Origin of the sequence: Ruminococcus flavefaciens ND2009, from assembly GCF_000621785.1 — a bacterium.
Classification (GTDB): domain Bacteria; phylum Bacillota; class Clostridia; order Oscillospirales; family Ruminococcaceae; genus Ruminococcus; species Ruminococcus flavefaciens_C.
Window position 1 is genome coordinate 96,985 of sequence record NZ_KK211346.1, and the last position, 14,893, is coordinate 111,877.

Sequence of the window (14,893 nt, forward strand, 5' to 3'; positions counted from 1 at the left end):
CAATGGCACTGCAGAAGAATAAGGTAAAATTCGGTCTGAACAAGGTGCATTGGGCAAAGATCACAGCATGGAGCGATGATGGCGTTCCGACCTTCGCAACGCCTGTACGCCTGCCCGGTGCAGTTTCCCTGAGCATTGATGCGAACGGCGAAAACGAGAACTTCTACGCTGACAACAGCGTGTATTATGTAATCAATAACAACGCAGGCTACGACGGTGATCTGGAGGTCGCACTCATCACAACCGACTTTGCTACGGCGATTCTCGGTGAGCAGCTCGATGCAAAGGGCGTTCTGGTGGAGCGTAACGATGCGGAAACATCGCAGTTCGCACTCATGTTCGAGTTTGACGGCGACAAGAACCACATCCGCCATGTGCTGTACTGCTGCTCTGCATCCCGTCCTGCGACTGAGGGTGAGACCACGGAGGAAAGCAAGAGCGTCAAGACGGAAAAGCTCTCCCTCAAGGCATCGGCGCTGCCGAACGGTCTGGTGAAGTCCAAGACCTGCGAAAGCACTGACCAGACCACCTATGACAACTGGTACAATGCTGTGTATATGCCGACTGCTGCTACCAACAACAGCACCGGCACACGTTCCGCAGGCACAACCAAAAGCAGCAGCACGACCGAGTAAGGAGGTACAGCATGGCTATTAAAAAGACGATCACCGTTGACGGTATCGAGGTTCCTTTCAAGGCGAGTGCCGCTGTGCCTCGCCTTTACCGTATCAAGTTCCGCAGGGATATTTACAAGGACTTCGCTGCACTTCAGACTTCCGTGCAGGAGGGTGACGAGGAAAGTTCTGCTCTTGACATCGAGAGCCTTGAAGTGTTCGAGAATATCGCATACATCATGGCGAAACACGCTGATCCGGAAAACGTCCCGGACAACCCCGACGAGTGGCTCGAAGCGTTCAACACGTTCTCCATTTACGAGGTGCTGCCGCAGCTCATCGAGCTGTGGGGACTCAACGTGGAAACGCAGGCGGAATCTAAAAAAAACATCGAAAAACTGACCGCCCGATGACAACGCCCCTCTTCCTTCTCCGATGTGTGCAGATCGGGCTGTCCCTTTCGGAGCTTGATCTGCTCACGATCGGAGTCGTGAATGATATGTTTACCGAAAAGGAAAATGACGAATATGACGGCTGGCATGAGGTCGCTGGACAGGCAGACTTTGATGCGTTCTGATTGACTTTTTCTTCCTACTGTGTTATAATTCTGTTGTGAAGGAAACATGAAGCTTCCTTCGCTAAATCGGGATTTATCTTAGAGATAATTGATGGACGAGAATTACCAGAATATATGACAATGAATAAGGGGAAGATATGTGGCTGATCATGGCGGCTTTGTCCGCGCTCTTTGCCGGACTTACGGCGATACTTGCGAAATGCGGAATCAAAAAGACTGATTCAGACGTGGCGACTGCTCTGCGGACGGTCGTTGTACTCCTTTTTGCCTGGATCATGGTGTTTATCGTTGGCTCTGCTGGAACGATCACGGAAATATCGGCAAAATCTATCATCTTCTTAATTCTGTCCGGCTTTGCGACAGGAGCCTCGTGGATCTGCTATTTTAAAGCCCTGTCCGTCGGCGATGTGAACAAGGTCGTTCCCGTCGATAAATCCAGCACGGTTCTGACAGTGCTTATCGCAATCATCCTTTTCAGTGAGACAGAACATCTGGCGGTCAAGCTGATCGGTACTGCACTTCTTGCGGCAGGCGTGTTTCTGATGATCGAAAAGAAGAAAACTGAAGCAAAGGACACAAAGCGCACGTGGCTGCCCTACGCGATCGGTTCCGCTGTTTTTGCTGCCCTGACCTCTATTCTGGGAAAGATCGGCATAACGGATGTAGAATCAAATCTCGGGACGGCGATCCGTACTGGTGTTGTTCTTGTTATGGCTTGGCTGATCGTCTTCGTTAAAGGCAAAGGTGCTGAACTGAAAAATACTGATTCCAAAGAACTTGTATTCATAGCTCTGTCCGGGATTGCCACAGGCGCATCATGGCTCTGTTACTATTACTCCATACAGAACGGCGTTGTCAGCGTTGTCGTACCGATTGATAAGCTCAGCATTATCGTTTCCGTCGCTTTTTCCTATTTCGTATTCAAAGAAAAGTTGAGCAGAAAGGCGCTTGCCGGGTTGATTCTGATTGTTGTCGGCACTTTGGCGATGGCGATCTGGGCATAGGAAACAAATAACGGCAAATTCTGATTTAGCTTAGTAACTGAATATACACTGAGCAGTCCTTCGGGGCTGCTTTTTTCATGCCCTCACAGAGGAGGTGAAACCGCATGGCAAACAGAATCAAGGGCATCACGGTCGAAATCGGCGGCGATACGACCAAGCTGTCGAAGGCGCTGGAAGGTGTCAACAAAAACATCAAGAACACGCAGACGCAGCTCAAGGATGTACAGAAGCTGCTGAAGCTCGATCCCAGCAACACGGAACTGCTCTCGCAGAAGCATAAGCTCCTCGCCGATGCGGTGAAGGCTACCAAAGAAAAGCTGGAAACTCTGAAAACGGCAGCAGAGCAAGCAAATCAGGCGCTTGCGAACGGCGACATTTCGCAGGAGCAATATGATGCCCTCCAGCGTGAGATCATCGAAACGGAACAGGAGCTACAAAACCTCCAGCGTGAGGTAGAGGCTTCCAGCACGGCTCTTGCCAAGCTCGGTCAGGCGGGTGAAATGCTCGAAAAGGCAGGCGACAAAATCGCCGATGTCGGTACGACACTGACCACCCATGTGACCGTTCCCATTGCGGCTGCGGGTACAGCCGCCGTAAAAACAGCAGCGGATTTCGATTCTGCAATGTCGAAGGTCGCTGCTGTATCCGGTGCGACTGGTGATGAACTGGACGCACTGCGTGACAAAGCCCGTGAAATGGGCGCAAAGACCAAGTTCTCCGCTTCCGAGGCTGCCGATGCTATGAACTACATGGCAATGGCAGGCTGGAAAACCGGAGATATGCTGGAAGGTATCGAGGGCATCATGAACCTTGCTGCCGCTTCCGGCGAGGACTTGGCGACAACATCGGATATTGTAACAGATGCACTGACCGCTTTCGGCTTAACTGCTGCCGACAGCGGTCATTTTGCTGATGTGCTGGCGGCGGCATCGTCCAATGCAAACACGAACGTCAGCATGATGGGTGAAACCTTCAAATACTGTGCGCCTGTTGCAGGTTCTCTCGGATTCTCCTGTGAAGATACCGCACAGGCAATCGGTCTGATGGCAAACAGCGGTATCAAGGGTTCGCAGTCCGGTACTGCATTGCGTTCGATCATGACCGCCCTTGCGGGTGATGTGAAGTTCTGCGGTGATGCCTTCGGCGAAATCGAAATTGCAACGACAAATACAGACGGCTCTATGCGTGAGCTGAATGACATTCTGGCAGACTGCCGTGTGGCTTTTGCGCAGATGTCCGAATCGGAACAGGCATCAGCGGCACAGGCACTGGTCGGCAAAAATGCAATGTCCGGCTTCCTTGCGCTGATGAATGCTGCACCTGCGGATATTCAGAAGCTGGAGGGTGCGATCAGCACTTGTTCCGATGAGATTGACGGCTACAACGGTGTTACTGAAAAGATGGCTGCCGTCATGCAGGATAACCTTGCAGGACAGCTCACCATTTTGAAATCCCAGCTTCAGGAGCTTGCTATCTCTTTCGGCGAAATCCTGATGCCTGCAATTCGCTCTATTGTATCTCGTATTCAGGGACTTATTGATAAATTCAACGCGCTGTCGCCTGCGACAAAAGAAACCATTGTCAAGGTCGCTCTTGTAGCGGCTGCACTCGGACCTCTCCTTGTGGTGGTCGGCAAAACAATGGTCGGTGTGGGCAAGCTGATGCAGCTTGTTTCCAATCTCCCGACAATCATCGCAGGCGCAAAGGCGGCATTCACTTCCTTCGGCGCTGCGATTGGCGGTATCAGTGCGCCCGTGGTCGCTGTCATTGCCGTTGTTGCGGCACTGGTGGCGGCTTTTGTGCATTTGTGGCGTACAAACGAGGACTTCCGCAATAAGATCACTGCGATCTGGGAGCAGATCAAGAGCATTTTCTCCGGCTTCTGTCAAGGCATTGTTGACCGCATCAATGCGCTGGGCTTCGATTTCAAAAACATCACCGAGGTCATCAAGGCTGTATGGGACGGACTCTGCAAGTTCCTGAAACCGATCTTTGAGGGGCAGTTCCAGCAGATCGCAAATATCTTCAAAGCCGTGACAGACATTATTCTGAGTGTTCTGGATATTTTCGTCGGCATCTTTACCGGCGACTGGAGCAGAGTGTGGGACGGTATCAAGGGCATTTTTGCTGCTGTATGGAATTTCATCAAGGATACGCTGAAAAATGCGCTGAATATGATCTGTGGTATTTTCGGCACCGATCTTTGTGAAGTGAAGGAATTCTGGGTGAACGTCTGGACGAGCATCAAGAACTTTTTCGTCAACATCTGGAACGGCATCAAAAGCTTTATTACCGGCATTCTAAACGGTATCAAAAACTTCTTCATTACGATCTGGACGGGTATCAAGAATTTCTTTGTTGGTATCTGGACGGCGATTTATAACTCCGTCGCTGAAAAGATCAACCTGATCAAGACGGTTATTACTGTTGTCTGGAATGCGATTCATACAGCGATCAGCACGGTGCTGAATGCAATCTGGAATGTCATTTCTACAGTATGGCAGACAATCTACGACTTTATCTCTCCGCTGCTGGAAGCATTCAGATATCTCTTCGAGACGATTTTTGAGGCTATCCATGTAATTATCAGTCGCGTCATGGACTGGATTCACGATAAAATCGTGGAGCGCTGGGAAACCATCAAGGCGGTTGTAACGATCGTGCTTGAGGCGATCAAGAGCGTTATTGAAACCGTATGGAACGCGATTCATACAGCGATCACCACGGTGATGGACGCGATCAGCAATGTCGTTTCTACAGTCTGGAACGCGATCTCCGGCTTTATCTCCGGTGTGCTGAATGCGATCTGGTCTGTGATTTCTTCTATCTGGGAGAGCATCAAAAACCACATCACAAATACACTGAACGCAATTCATGCTGTCGTATCGGCGGTGTGGAATGCGATCAGCGGCTTTATTTCCGGAGTGCTGAATACCATTTCTTCCGTTGTATCCTCCGTATGGAACGCGATCAAAAATACAGTCACAACCGTGATGAACGCCATTAAAACAACGGTATCGAATATCTGGGACAGCGTCAAAAATGCCATTACCCAGAAGATAACGGCGATCAAGGGTACGATTGTCAACGGCTTCAATGCTGCGGTGAGCTTCATCAAGAACCTTGCATCGCAGGCGTTCCAGTGGGGCGCAGACATTATCAACGGTATCGTCAACGGCATCAAAAACTGTATCGGCAAGGTCGCAGATGCGGTCAAGGGCGTGGCAAACAAGATTAAGTCCTTCCTGCACTTTTCTGTACCTGATGAGGGACCTCTTGCGGATTTCGAGAGCTGGATGCCGGACTTCATGCAGGGACTTGCAGACGGTATCAACGCAAATACAAGCGTGGTAAACGATGCAGTCAACAGCTTTGCTGGCGGACTGGCTGAGAAAATCAGCAGTGTGATTCAGAGCGCTCTCTCCAATGTGGTCACATCGGTGCAGGGCTTCATGACGCAGGTGTTTGATACCGTGAAAACGGTCTGGACAAACGCCAATGCTGCGATTGATGCGACGATGTCGCAGATCAGCAGCGGTATCACTTCTGGATGGAAAACGATCGTCAGCACGATTAAAACGGCGCTTGAAAATATCCGCAATGTCATCACGACCACATGGAAGGCTGTATCTTCTGTGATCTCCGCAACGCTGGACGGTATCAAGAAAATCGTCACGGCGGTATGGACGGCGCTGAAGAACCTCATCAAAACGGGGCAGCTTGACATCAAGTCCGTGGTGACGACTACTTGGGAAGCTGTATCCGGTGTAGTTCGGACAGCGGTCAATGCGATCAAATCCGTTGTGCAGGCGGTCTGGGATGCAATGCCAGATACCGTGCGCAGTGCCATGAACCGTGTCAAGGAAGCCGTGCTGTCTATCTGGGACGGCATCAAAAACGGCATCGGTGACAGGCTCGGCGGTGTGCGGGATGCGGTCGTCAACGCCATGAACGCTGTTTATAACGCAGTCATGGACAAGGTCAACAGCTCGTGGTCGTGGGGACGCGACCTCATGCAGAACCTTATCAACGGCATCACCTATATGCTCGGCAGCCTGATTAACACAGTCGCGGATGTGGCTCGTTCCATCTGGGAATACCTGCATTTCTCTGTGCCTGAAAAGGGTGCGCTAACCGATGTGGAGGAGTGGATGCCGGACTTCATGAAGGGGCTGGCAAAGGGCATCAACAAGAGCAGAAAGTATGTGGAAAAGGCTGTGTCCGGTGTGGCTGATGCCATGACGATGACGATGCAGTCCGGGCTGAACGTCGATATGGACGGCATCTCCGGCGCGATGATGAACGGAGGCAGCGGCGGTGTGGTCAATAACTACTACAACAATGACAACAGCCGGACAGTGAATCAGACAAACAATAGTCCGAAATCGCTGTCGCGGCTGGAGATTTATCGTATGACGCGAAATGCATTGAATGTTTAGTCAGATTTGTTTGAACTAAGCCAAGCCCTGCTTGTTGCATCAATTCCGATTGCACCAAGTGGGGCTGTAATCAGTATTGCAAGAACTGCAACAGAAAGTATGATTTTTCCGCAGGGTAAGCCCAGTGATAACGGAACGGAGCCGATTGCTGCCTGAACAGTTGCTTTCGGAAGGTATGCTATTATGCAGAACAGCCTTTCTTTTAAGGAAAGATTTGTTCCGATCATACAGAAACACACGCCAATTGCGCGAAAGGCAAGCGCAATGAAAATCATAATAATGGCTGAAATACCTGCTGTCAATGTATAACGAATATCCACAGCAGCGCCGACCAGAACAAATAACATGATCTCGGCGGCAATCCAAAGCTTTCCGAATTTCTGAGAAAGTCTCTCAGATACAGATTTGTCTGTTTTTATTTTAATGACACAAGCCATTGCAACTACTGCGAGAAGTCCAGAAACAGAAATATGGGTTTTGAGAGCCGTTTCAACGGACATCAGTACAAAAGCAGTTGCAAGCAGGATGAGCGCTTTTGTGCTGTTTCGTATTTTATGTTGCGTCTGGTAGCATTTTTCAAACAGAATGAATAACACAGCCCCCGTGATGATACCGAGTGAAATGCCGAGGATTATTGAAATGGGAATATTAAGAAAATCAGTAATCTGGGCTGAACCGCCCTGTGCCATCGTTACAAACGTACTGAAAAGAACAATTACAAAGATATCATCACAGGAAGCTCCGGCGAGAATCATTTGCGGTATGCTTTTATTTGTTCCGCGTTTTTCCTCTATCAGTTTTACCATTCTTGGTACTACTACAGCAGGAGAAACGGCACTCAATACAGCACCCATTACAGCAGCTTCGATTTTTCTGACATTCAGAAGAATTGGTGCAAAGCAAAGATATCCAAGTATTTCAAAGCAAGCCGGAACAAATGACATCATTACAGCAGGTCTGCCGACCTTTTTTAAATCAGACAAATCAAGTGACAATCCCGCTTTAATCAGAATGATAATAAGTGCAATCTGGCGTAATTCTGAAGAGATACCGAGTATAGACGGATCAAGCAGGTCAAGCACATACGGTCCGGTAATGATTCCGACTGCAAGCATACCTATAATTCGCGGAAGTTTAAGTTGCTGTACGATCGCAGAAACAGAAAGACCAACAAGAAAAACAATAGCAAGTGATAATAACATTATATTTCCTCCTGATATAACAAAAAAGCTGACAACATCTGCGTAAAATGCAGACGTCATCAGCTTAATTAGCGGTTTAGTTTTCACAAGGGAGAACATCATTCCCTGAATATTCATTTTTTATATTATAGCACTTTCCCAGCGTGTTGTCAATATAAAGAACGGAGGTGTAACCATGTTTTTCAAACTTATCCTTGAAAATGCCAACGGCGACCGGGTGGATATGACCACGACCGCCAATCAGTATATGACATCAAAGGTGGAAGGACTGAATCCTCCCACCGGCACGATCAGCACCTCAAGCTATGCGGGCATGGATGGAAGCTACCTCAATAACGCTTTCATAGAAAAGCGAAATGTTGTCATTTCCTTTGAGCTGCGCGGAGTGGGCGTGGAAGCCCGCAGGCATCAGCTTTACAAGGTGGTGAAGCCGTCCCGCTACATCAAAATCTACTACGCGACCGCAGGCATTGATGTATTTGCGGAGGGCTATGTTGAGTCCTGTGAGGTACAAAACTTCGAGATGCTTACAACCGGGCAGATTTCTATTCTCTGCCCGGATATTTATTGGTATTCCACGACGTCGGTCATGGCGTACTATTCGCAGATCACCGGTGCTTTCACATTCCCGTTCCCGACGGAGAGCAATCCGGAGCCGTTTATACTCGGCAAATACAACACGCAGAACATGATGACCATTGTCAACGACGGCGACGAGATCGGCTTCACGCTGGTGATTGAAGCGCTGGAGGATGCGCGTTCTCCTACGCTGTATAACGCGGACACGGACGAGTATCTGCAAATCACCGGTGATATTCTCGCGGGCGATATTATCACGGTGACGACCAAAACAGGAAATAAGACGGTCACACTCGATCGCGGCGGCGTCAAGACCAATATCATCAACCGGCTTGTGTCCGGCTCGACATGGCTGACGCTGCGTGAAGGCAGAAACCGCTTTTATCTGCGTGGCACGGGACTTCAAAACCTGAAAGTCACCATCGTCCACACCAATGCGTATCTGGGGGTATAATATGCAGATTGAAGTTTATAGAATGGAAGCTGCGGAAGACTCCCTCACGATTACGCTTGAAGCGGTCTGCGACACCTTTTCTTCGCTGCTCTGGGATATAGAATATTACAAGTGCGGCAGCTTTGAGGTGTATATCGCCGCCAATCCGCAGAACATCGAGATTTTCCAGACTGGCAGAATCGTCGGTCGTGATGACGATAATCAGCACTTCGGCATCATAGAATCCGTGCTGATCAATACAGATATTGAAAACGGCGACTACCTGACAGTGCGTGGTCGCTTTTTGATGTGCCTGCTGGAACGGCGCATCATTCACCCGACATATAACGTGACAGCGGCAAAGGCATACAGTGAGATCGTCCGGGAGGTCGTGACGCAGAATGCGCTTCTCTCGGATAACCGTAGGATTCCGGGACTTTCCCTCGGAACGGTCACCGGCACCTGCTGGGAGCAGACCGCTACGCTGCAGATCTCATACACGAACCTGATGCAGTGGGTGTATACGATCTGCGAGAAGCTCGGCGGCACGGCAAATATCCGGCTGGTGAAATCCTCCGGAGAACAGTACCGCATGGTATTCGACCTCTCCGAAGGCGCTGACCGCAGCATTATGCAGGAGGATAATCCGCATATTATTTTCTCCGACGCATACAGCAATCTGCTCTCGTTCAGCTATGCCGAGGACAGCAGCGTCCAGAAGAACTTCGCATATATCTTCGGTCAGGGCAAGGGCGATGAGCGCAAGCGCACCACATATTGTAATGGTGATGAACCGACCTACCTTGACCGATATGAAGTGTATGTGGATGCGGACGATATTTCCGAGACAGAGCAGGTCGAGGGTGAAACGATACCAATTCCGGAGGAGAAGTATCTGGAACTGCTGCGCACTCGCGGCTCGGAACGGCTGGTGCTGCCAAAAACGGCATCGGAGTCGGACATTGCAGCGCACAACACGCAGTATGTATATAACCGCGATTATTTTGTCGGCGATTACGTTACGGTGCAGCACCGGCGCTTCGGTATGATGCAGCCGCAGATACAGCTTATCGGCATGATTGAGGGCTTCGACCAGAACGGGCGCAGCCTGACACCAACATTCAAGGAGGTATGATATATGGCTTTCTACAGCGGTTTCTTCAATTCAAAGGGGCTTGACCGCACCTATACGGCGGAGGATTTCACATCGTATTTGTCGAGCATTATCTGCAATGGTATCCTCGACACCTACGGTCAGAATTTCAAGCTGACAGCAGCGAACAGCGGTCTTGGCGTGGTTCTTGGTACCGGTAAGGCGTGGATCGACGGACACTATTTTATCAACGATTCCAGATATGTGATTGATCTCACATCGTATCAGGATGAATCGCTCCCGCGCTATGTCGCCATTGCGATTTATCTTGACACCACAGAATCCGTTCGCAGTGTTTCTCTCCGGCTATTCGCCGGAACTCCAGCAGAGAATCCGTCGCTTCCGTCCATTCCGCAGGATGAAGATCATGTCCGCCTTTTGATGTATGCGGTGCGTATGAATCCGGGAGCTTCACGGATTACAGAGAGCGATTGGTTTGACTACCGAGAAGACAGCAATGTCTGCGGTTACTGCAAATGCATCCTTGGCAAGTGCAAGGTCACAGAACTGATGTCTCAGATGGCGCAGCTTATCGCTGAGGTAGCTGAGAATAATGAAACAATTGCGGCACTTTCAAATCAGGTAGAGACATTACAGACCGAAGTTGACGATATCATCGGCGGTATAATAGAAATCGGTACCTGCGGCGATAATATCCATTATGTCCTTTACGAAAATGGAAAGCTATTGCTTCATGGCTCCGGTGCGACCTATGATTATGAGATCGGGCATTCTCCTTTCTGGGAGAATGATAATATCCGTTCTCTTGTTGTTTCTGACGGTATTACAGAGATCGGCAGCAGTGTGTTTGAACGCTGCGTCAATATGGCATCGGCAAGTTTTCCGAGTACGCTGACAACCATTGGCGAGCGTGCTTTTTTCATGTATACACATGGTGGCCTGAGAGAACTTGTGATACCTTCGTCGGTGACAACGCTGGGAGAAAAGGCATTTGTGGATCAGGATATCACTTCCGTTACGCTCCCTGCAACGCTCACTACGCTTGGCACATATATCTTCATGGGATGCGATCAGCTTACGACTGCAAGAGTTGAATGCTCCGAGTTACCGGGATTCTGTTTTGTGAGCTGCGGCAGGCTGCAAAATCTTACTCTCAGCCATAATGTGACAAAGGTCTGCTCTCATGCGCTCAATTATACGCCGCTGAGAACGCTGACCTATGAAGGTAGCCTTGCAGACTGGGCTGCGGTAACAAAGCAGACAAACTGGGACGGTAATGCCGGTGATCTTAACGGTCTGGACAAGGTGCAGTGCCTTGACGGATATATGGAATACAATGATGAAACCAGAGAATGGACGGAGGTGCATGAATAATGTGGAAATTTCTTGTAAAGAACCAGAGCATTGAGATTCTGGAGCGTGAGGTGCTGGCGGATCATCAGATCCAGTATGTGCAGTTCCGCTTCACTTTTGATGGTGACTGGCGGCGCTTTCATAAGGTCGTGCAGTTCTCGCAGTGTGACGAGACATACAGCATTGTTCTCGGTTTTGACGGGACGAACTGCTATCTGCCTGCGGAGCTTCATGTCGGCGCTGCAAAAATGTCGGTGTTCGGCTACGACACCGAAAGCGACACGACTGTTCGTGCAACGACTGTGCCGGTTACGCTGAATATCCGTCCTTCCGGTTTCGTCGGTGATGATGAACCGCCCATTCCGCCGACGCCTGATCTGTATGCGCAGCTTCTGAAGAAGATCGAGGAAGCAGGACACGGCGCTGACGGTAAGTCCGCCTACGAGATTGCTGTGGAGCATGGATATGTCGGTACGGAAACCGAGTGGCTGGCATCGCTCAAGGGAGAGCCGGGTGAAACACCGGATATGTCGGAATACCCGAAAACATCTGAGGTCACGACTATTGTCGAGCGCGAGATTGAGGCGGCAACCGGAGATTTTCATTCTCATGCGAACAAGGCAACGCTGGATGCTTTTACGCCGGAACTTCTTCAGGAGCTTTCCGGCTTGCAGCAGTTTGAGGACAGGACGCAGTATGAGATTCAGACAATTAACGAAGAATTACTTACTCTGAATGCGCAGCGGCATACACATAATAACAAGGATGTTCTGGACACCATTACGGAGCAGTATTTGCAGGATGAAGCGGCATTCCGCGCATCGACCAGCAATGCCCTGCATGGGCTTTCCACAGGGTTGAGTGAAGTCTCTGCGCAGGCGCATTCTCATGCAAATAAATCCATTCTGGACAGTATCACACAGGAAATGCTTGACGGTATCGCAGGTGCGGAGAGACAGGCGCATACACATCACAACCTCGCAACGCTGAACGGCATCACGGATTCTCACGTTTCCCGCTGGGAGGAAGCATACACCAGCGCTATGAATCTCAATGAGCGTGTCGGTGTCAACGAGGGCGCTTTTGAGCGTTTCAAGACCGAAATTCTCTATGATATGCAGGGGTGCAGGACTTCCATTTCGGATATTCTGAACCGGCTTTCTGCCGTGGAGATTGAGCTTTCCGGCGTAGAGACCGCACTTGCGGCAATTGTGGAGGTGACGACATGAGCATTGCAAATTATCTGACAGCACTGGATGCGCAGCGCGACCAGCTTGCCCGGAACCTTGTGACAATGGGTGTTCAGGCATCGGAGTCCGAAAAGCTGAATACGCTTGTGCCGAAGGTGCTGCAAATTCCGTCCGGCAGACCGGAGGTGACGCTGTTCTGCAACGGAAATGATGCTCTTACCACATACGGTGAGAGCATCTACACTTTTTATATTGACGGATACCGCAGCATCGCTGGCTTTGCTGATGTGTATCCGCATTTCTGCTGTGCGGAGAATGACTACTCGCTTTACTACAATCAGCCGGACTTTAACTGGGGTGCTGTCATTTATACGATGTGTATCACTCTGGTACGCATCACACCTGCAAGCAGGATTCTGCTTACCTACAAGTCCGGAGCGACCGATGCAGGTGAAATGTGGCTGGTGCGCAAGAGCAGTCAGCAGATGTCGCCTGCGGAAACGGCAAGGTATATCCATGAAAAGCTCAGCGGCGGCGAGGCAATCTCCGTTCCGTTCGGCTGGCTCGGCTCTGTCGGAAACTATATCTCCGTCTTGCACGACTGCAGCGATGTATCTGCTGACGAGTATTATCTTGCATGGAAAGCGGTGACAGACAATACAAGCCCTATGATCAGAACGGTCAAGGTACTGGAGGTGACAACATGAAAGGAAGTATCTGTACGGTGATCGGCGCGATCGGCGGCGGAATCGCAGCGCTGTTCGGCGGCTGGGACTCCGCGCTGGTGACGCTCATCATCTTCATGGGCATTGACTTTGCAACCGGGATGATTACCGGTGCTATGGGCAAGTCCAAACACAGCAAGACCGGAAAGCTGAACAGCAAGGCTGGCTGGTACGGGCTTGCGAAGAAAGGCAGCATTCTCATGCTCATTATCGTGGCGGTGCGTCTGGATATTCTGCTCAATACGAATTATGTGCGTGATGCGGTCTGCATTGCATTCTGCGTCAATGAGCTGCTGTCCATTGTGGAAAATACATCGCTCATGGGAATTCCGTATCCTCCCGCACTGAAAAATGCCATTGAGGTTCTGCAGAAGCAGACCGGCAGAAAGGATGATAAGGATGATTAAGACCTACGGCTATACCGATAATACACAGCTCTCTCCGCACTTTAATGCGCAGGAGTTCCGCTGTAAATGCGGCAAAGCACATGATTTTCAGATCGACGATGATCTCATCACCAAGCTGGAGACGCTCTATTCTACGCTGAACTGTTCCAAGATCATCGTGACCTCCGGGTTCCGTTGTGCTGCTCATGATAAGGCAGTCAAGGGCAGCGGCACGGGACAGCATACACTCGGCAAGGCGGCGGACATCTGCTGCTACGGGCAGGACGGACAGCCCATCAGCAGCAAGACCGTCTGCTGCAAGGCACAGGATACCGGCTTTACCGGCATTGCAAATATCACTGCCGCCTACATCTATACGCACGTCGATGTGCGCTCCGGCGGCAAGTGGTATGGTGATGAGGTTCACGGCAACAGCTCCGTCACGGATGATTTCTATAAATACTTCGGAGGCGAGGATATGAAGGGCATCGACGTCAGCGTTCACAACGGCAAGATCGACTGGCAGAAGGTCAGGGCGGCAGGCATTGATTTTGCAATCCTGAGAGCAGGATACGGCAGGCTTGCATCGCAGAAGGATGAGCGTTTCGTGGAGAACTATGCGGGTGCTAAGGCGGCAGGCATTCCGGTCGGCGCTTACTGGTATTCCTATGCAATGACACCGGAGGAAGCAGAACTGGAGGCGGATGTGTTCCTGTCGGTCATCAAGGGAAAACAGTTCGAGATGCCTGTATATTTTGACCTTGAGGAGAAAAAGCAGTTCGATCTCGGTAAGGAGAAGGTGTCTGCCATTATGCGGGCATTTCTTGAAAGAGTGGAGGCAGCGGGATATTTCGTCGGTCTCTACGGCTCTGCGTCCTCGCTCGTGACGCACACCGCCGATGACATCAAGAGCCGCTATACCATCTGGCTGGCGCACTGGGTTGACCAGACCAACTACAGCGGCGCATACGGCATCTGGCAGCATTCTGAGAAAGGCAGCGTAGACGGCATCAACGGCAATGTCGATCTCGACATCGGTTACAAGAATTTCCCGACCATCATCAAGGCGAAGGGGCTAAACGGCTACGGTAAAGCGGCGAATCTTACGCCTGCCGAGCCGGACACCACAGCTACTGTGATCGTTACTATCGGCAAGGATACCTACAAGGGTACGCTTGTGAAGGAGTAAAGCAATCGGGCAGAGGATGTTCTCTGCCCGGTACATACTGTGGTAATCTTTTTGATAATCTTAATTGTGTGTTTTCAAAGGTATAAAC

At 50.3% G+C, this 14,893-nt stretch carries 12 protein-coding genes, 1 pseudogene and 1 riboswitch; of the genes and pseudogenes, 12 read left to right on the forward strand and 1 reads right to left on the reverse strand.

Translation table 11 applies throughout. From position 1 onward, the window contains the following. Window positions 1-2: 2 nt before the first annotated feature. From T488_RS0107270 to T488_RS17375, 5 genes and pseudogenes are all read left to right on the forward strand, one after another. The gene (locus T488_RS0107270) at window positions 3-635 is read left to right on the forward strand and encodes a major tail protein (RefSeq protein ID WP_024860219.1); all 633 of its coding nucleotides are present in this window, start codon (window positions 3-5) and stop codon (window positions 633-635) included. An 11-nt stretch (window positions 636-646) separates the two neighbouring features. After that, the gene (locus T488_RS0107275; RefSeq protein ID WP_024860218.1) at window positions 647-1,027 is read left to right on the forward strand and encodes a hypothetical protein; all 381 of its coding nucleotides are present in this window, start codon (window positions 647-649) and stop codon (window positions 1,025-1,027) included. Window positions 1,028-1,053: 26 nt separating this feature from the next. Then, on the forward strand, window positions 1,054-1,191 hold the full coding sequence (locus T488_RS19855; RefSeq protein WP_175541940.1) for a hypothetical protein: 138 nt from the start codon (window positions 1,054-1,056) through the stop codon (window positions 1,189-1,191). Window positions 1,192-1,328: 137 nt separating this feature from the next. Continuing rightward, window positions 1,329-2,195 carry an EamA family transporter gene (locus T488_RS0107285; protein WP_022785503.1) on the forward strand — a complete coding sequence of 289 codons (867 nt, stop codon included), beginning with the start codon at window positions 1,329-1,331 and terminating at the stop codon, window positions 2,193-2,195. 104 nt (window positions 2,196-2,299) lie between these two features. Continuing rightward, window positions 2,300-5,575, forward strand: a pseudogene (locus T488_RS17375) (phage tail tape measure protein); the annotation flags it as partial. Between the two features lie 1,055 nt (window positions 5,576-6,630). Here T488_RS17375 and T488_RS0107295 read toward each other — a convergent pair. After that, window positions 6,631-7,836, reverse strand: coding sequence for a cation:proton antiporter (locus tag T488_RS0107295; RefSeq protein WP_028520193.1), 1,206 nt, complete (start codon window positions 7,834-7,836; stop codon window positions 6,631-6,633). A 43-nt stretch (window positions 7,837-7,879) separates the two neighbouring features. Beyond that, a riboswitch (Fluoride riboswitch) is annotated at window positions 7,880-7,951 on the reverse strand. A 60-nt stretch (window positions 7,952-8,011) separates the two neighbouring features. Here T488_RS0107295 and T488_RS0107300 point away from each other — a divergent pair. Genes T488_RS0107300 through T488_RS18730 form a run of 7 tightly spaced genes read left to right on the forward strand, consistent with a single transcriptional unit; the run spans window position 8,012 to window position 14,805 of the window. After that, complete coding sequence (locus T488_RS0107300) at window positions 8,012-8,869, forward strand: phage distal tail protein (protein WP_028520194.1); 858 nt, start codon at window positions 8,012-8,014, stop codon at window positions 8,867-8,869. Between the two features lies 1 nt (window position 8,870). Further along, window positions 8,871-9,983, forward strand: a complete 1,113-nt coding sequence (locus T488_RS0107305; RefSeq protein ID WP_028520195.1) for a siphovirus ReqiPepy6 Gp37-like family protein — start codon at window positions 8,871-8,873, stop codon at window positions 9,981-9,983. 3 nt (window positions 9,984-9,986) lie between these two features. After that, window positions 9,987-11,336, forward strand: a complete 1,350-nt coding sequence (locus tag T488_RS18720) for a leucine-rich repeat domain-containing protein (protein ID WP_051536389.1) — start codon at window positions 9,987-9,989, stop codon at window positions 11,334-11,336. Next, window positions 11,336-12,544, forward strand: a complete 1,209-nt coding sequence (locus T488_RS18725) for a hypothetical protein (RefSeq protein WP_051536390.1) — start codon at window positions 11,336-11,338, stop codon at window positions 12,542-12,544. Before T488_RS18720 ends, T488_RS18725 begins: the two co-directional genes overlap by 1 nt. Beyond that, window positions 12,541-13,212, forward strand: a complete 672-nt coding sequence (locus T488_RS0107320; protein WP_028520196.1) for a hypothetical protein — start codon at window positions 12,541-12,543, stop codon at window positions 13,210-13,212. The genes T488_RS18725 and T488_RS0107320 overlap by 4 nt, the downstream gene beginning before the upstream one ends. Beyond that, entirely contained in the window at window positions 13,209-13,637 is a 429-nt protein-coding gene (locus T488_RS0107325) for a phage holin family protein (protein ID WP_028520197.1), read from the forward strand. Before T488_RS0107320 ends, T488_RS0107325 begins: the two co-directional genes overlap by 4 nt. Then, complete coding sequence (locus T488_RS18730) at window positions 13,621-14,805, forward strand: GH25 family lysozyme (RefSeq protein WP_196243285.1); 1,185 nt, start codon at window positions 13,621-13,623, stop codon at window positions 14,803-14,805. The genes T488_RS0107325 and T488_RS18730 overlap by 17 nt, the downstream gene beginning before the upstream one ends. The last annotated feature ends 88 nt before the right edge of the window (window positions 14,806-14,893 follow it).

Excerpts from the sequence above, each read along its gene's own strand:
- T488_RS0107270 (WP_024860219.1), top strand. The coding sequence starts at position 3 with ATGGCACTGCAGAAGAATAAGGTAAAATTCGGTCTGAACAAGGTGCAT.
- T488_RS0107275 (WP_024860218.1), top strand. The coding sequence starts at position 647 with ATGGCTATTAAAAAGACGATCACCGTTGACGGTATCGAGGTTCCTTTC.
- T488_RS0107285 (WP_022785503.1), top strand. The coding sequence starts at position 1,329 with ATGTGGCTGATCATGGCGGCTTTGTCCGCGCTCTTTGCCGGACTTACG.
- T488_RS0107295 (WP_028520193.1), bottom strand. The coding sequence starts at position 7,836 with ATGTTATTATCACTTGCTATTGTTTTTCTTGTTGGTCTTTCTGTTTCT.
- T488_RS0107300 (WP_028520194.1), top strand. The coding sequence starts at position 8,012 with ATGTTTTTCAAACTTATCCTTGAAAATGCCAACGGCGACCGGGTGGAT.
- T488_RS0107305 (WP_028520195.1), top strand. The coding sequence starts at position 8,871 with ATGCAGATTGAAGTTTATAGAATGGAAGCTGCGGAAGACTCCCTCACG.
- T488_RS18720 (WP_051536389.1), top strand. The coding sequence starts at position 9,987 with ATGGCTTTCTACAGCGGTTTCTTCAATTCAAAGGGGCTTGACCGCACC.
- T488_RS18725 (WP_051536390.1), top strand. The coding sequence starts at position 11,336 with ATGTGGAAATTTCTTGTAAAGAACCAGAGCATTGAGATTCTGGAGCGT.
- T488_RS0107320 (WP_028520196.1), top strand. The coding sequence starts at position 12,541 with ATGAGCATTGCAAATTATCTGACAGCACTGGATGCGCAGCGCGACCAG.
- T488_RS0107325 (WP_028520197.1), top strand. The coding sequence starts at position 13,209 with ATGAAAGGAAGTATCTGTACGGTGATCGGCGCGATCGGCGGCGGAATC.
- T488_RS18730 (WP_196243285.1), top strand. The coding sequence starts at position 13,621 with ATGATAAGGATGATTAAGACCTACGGCTATACCGATAATACACAGCTC.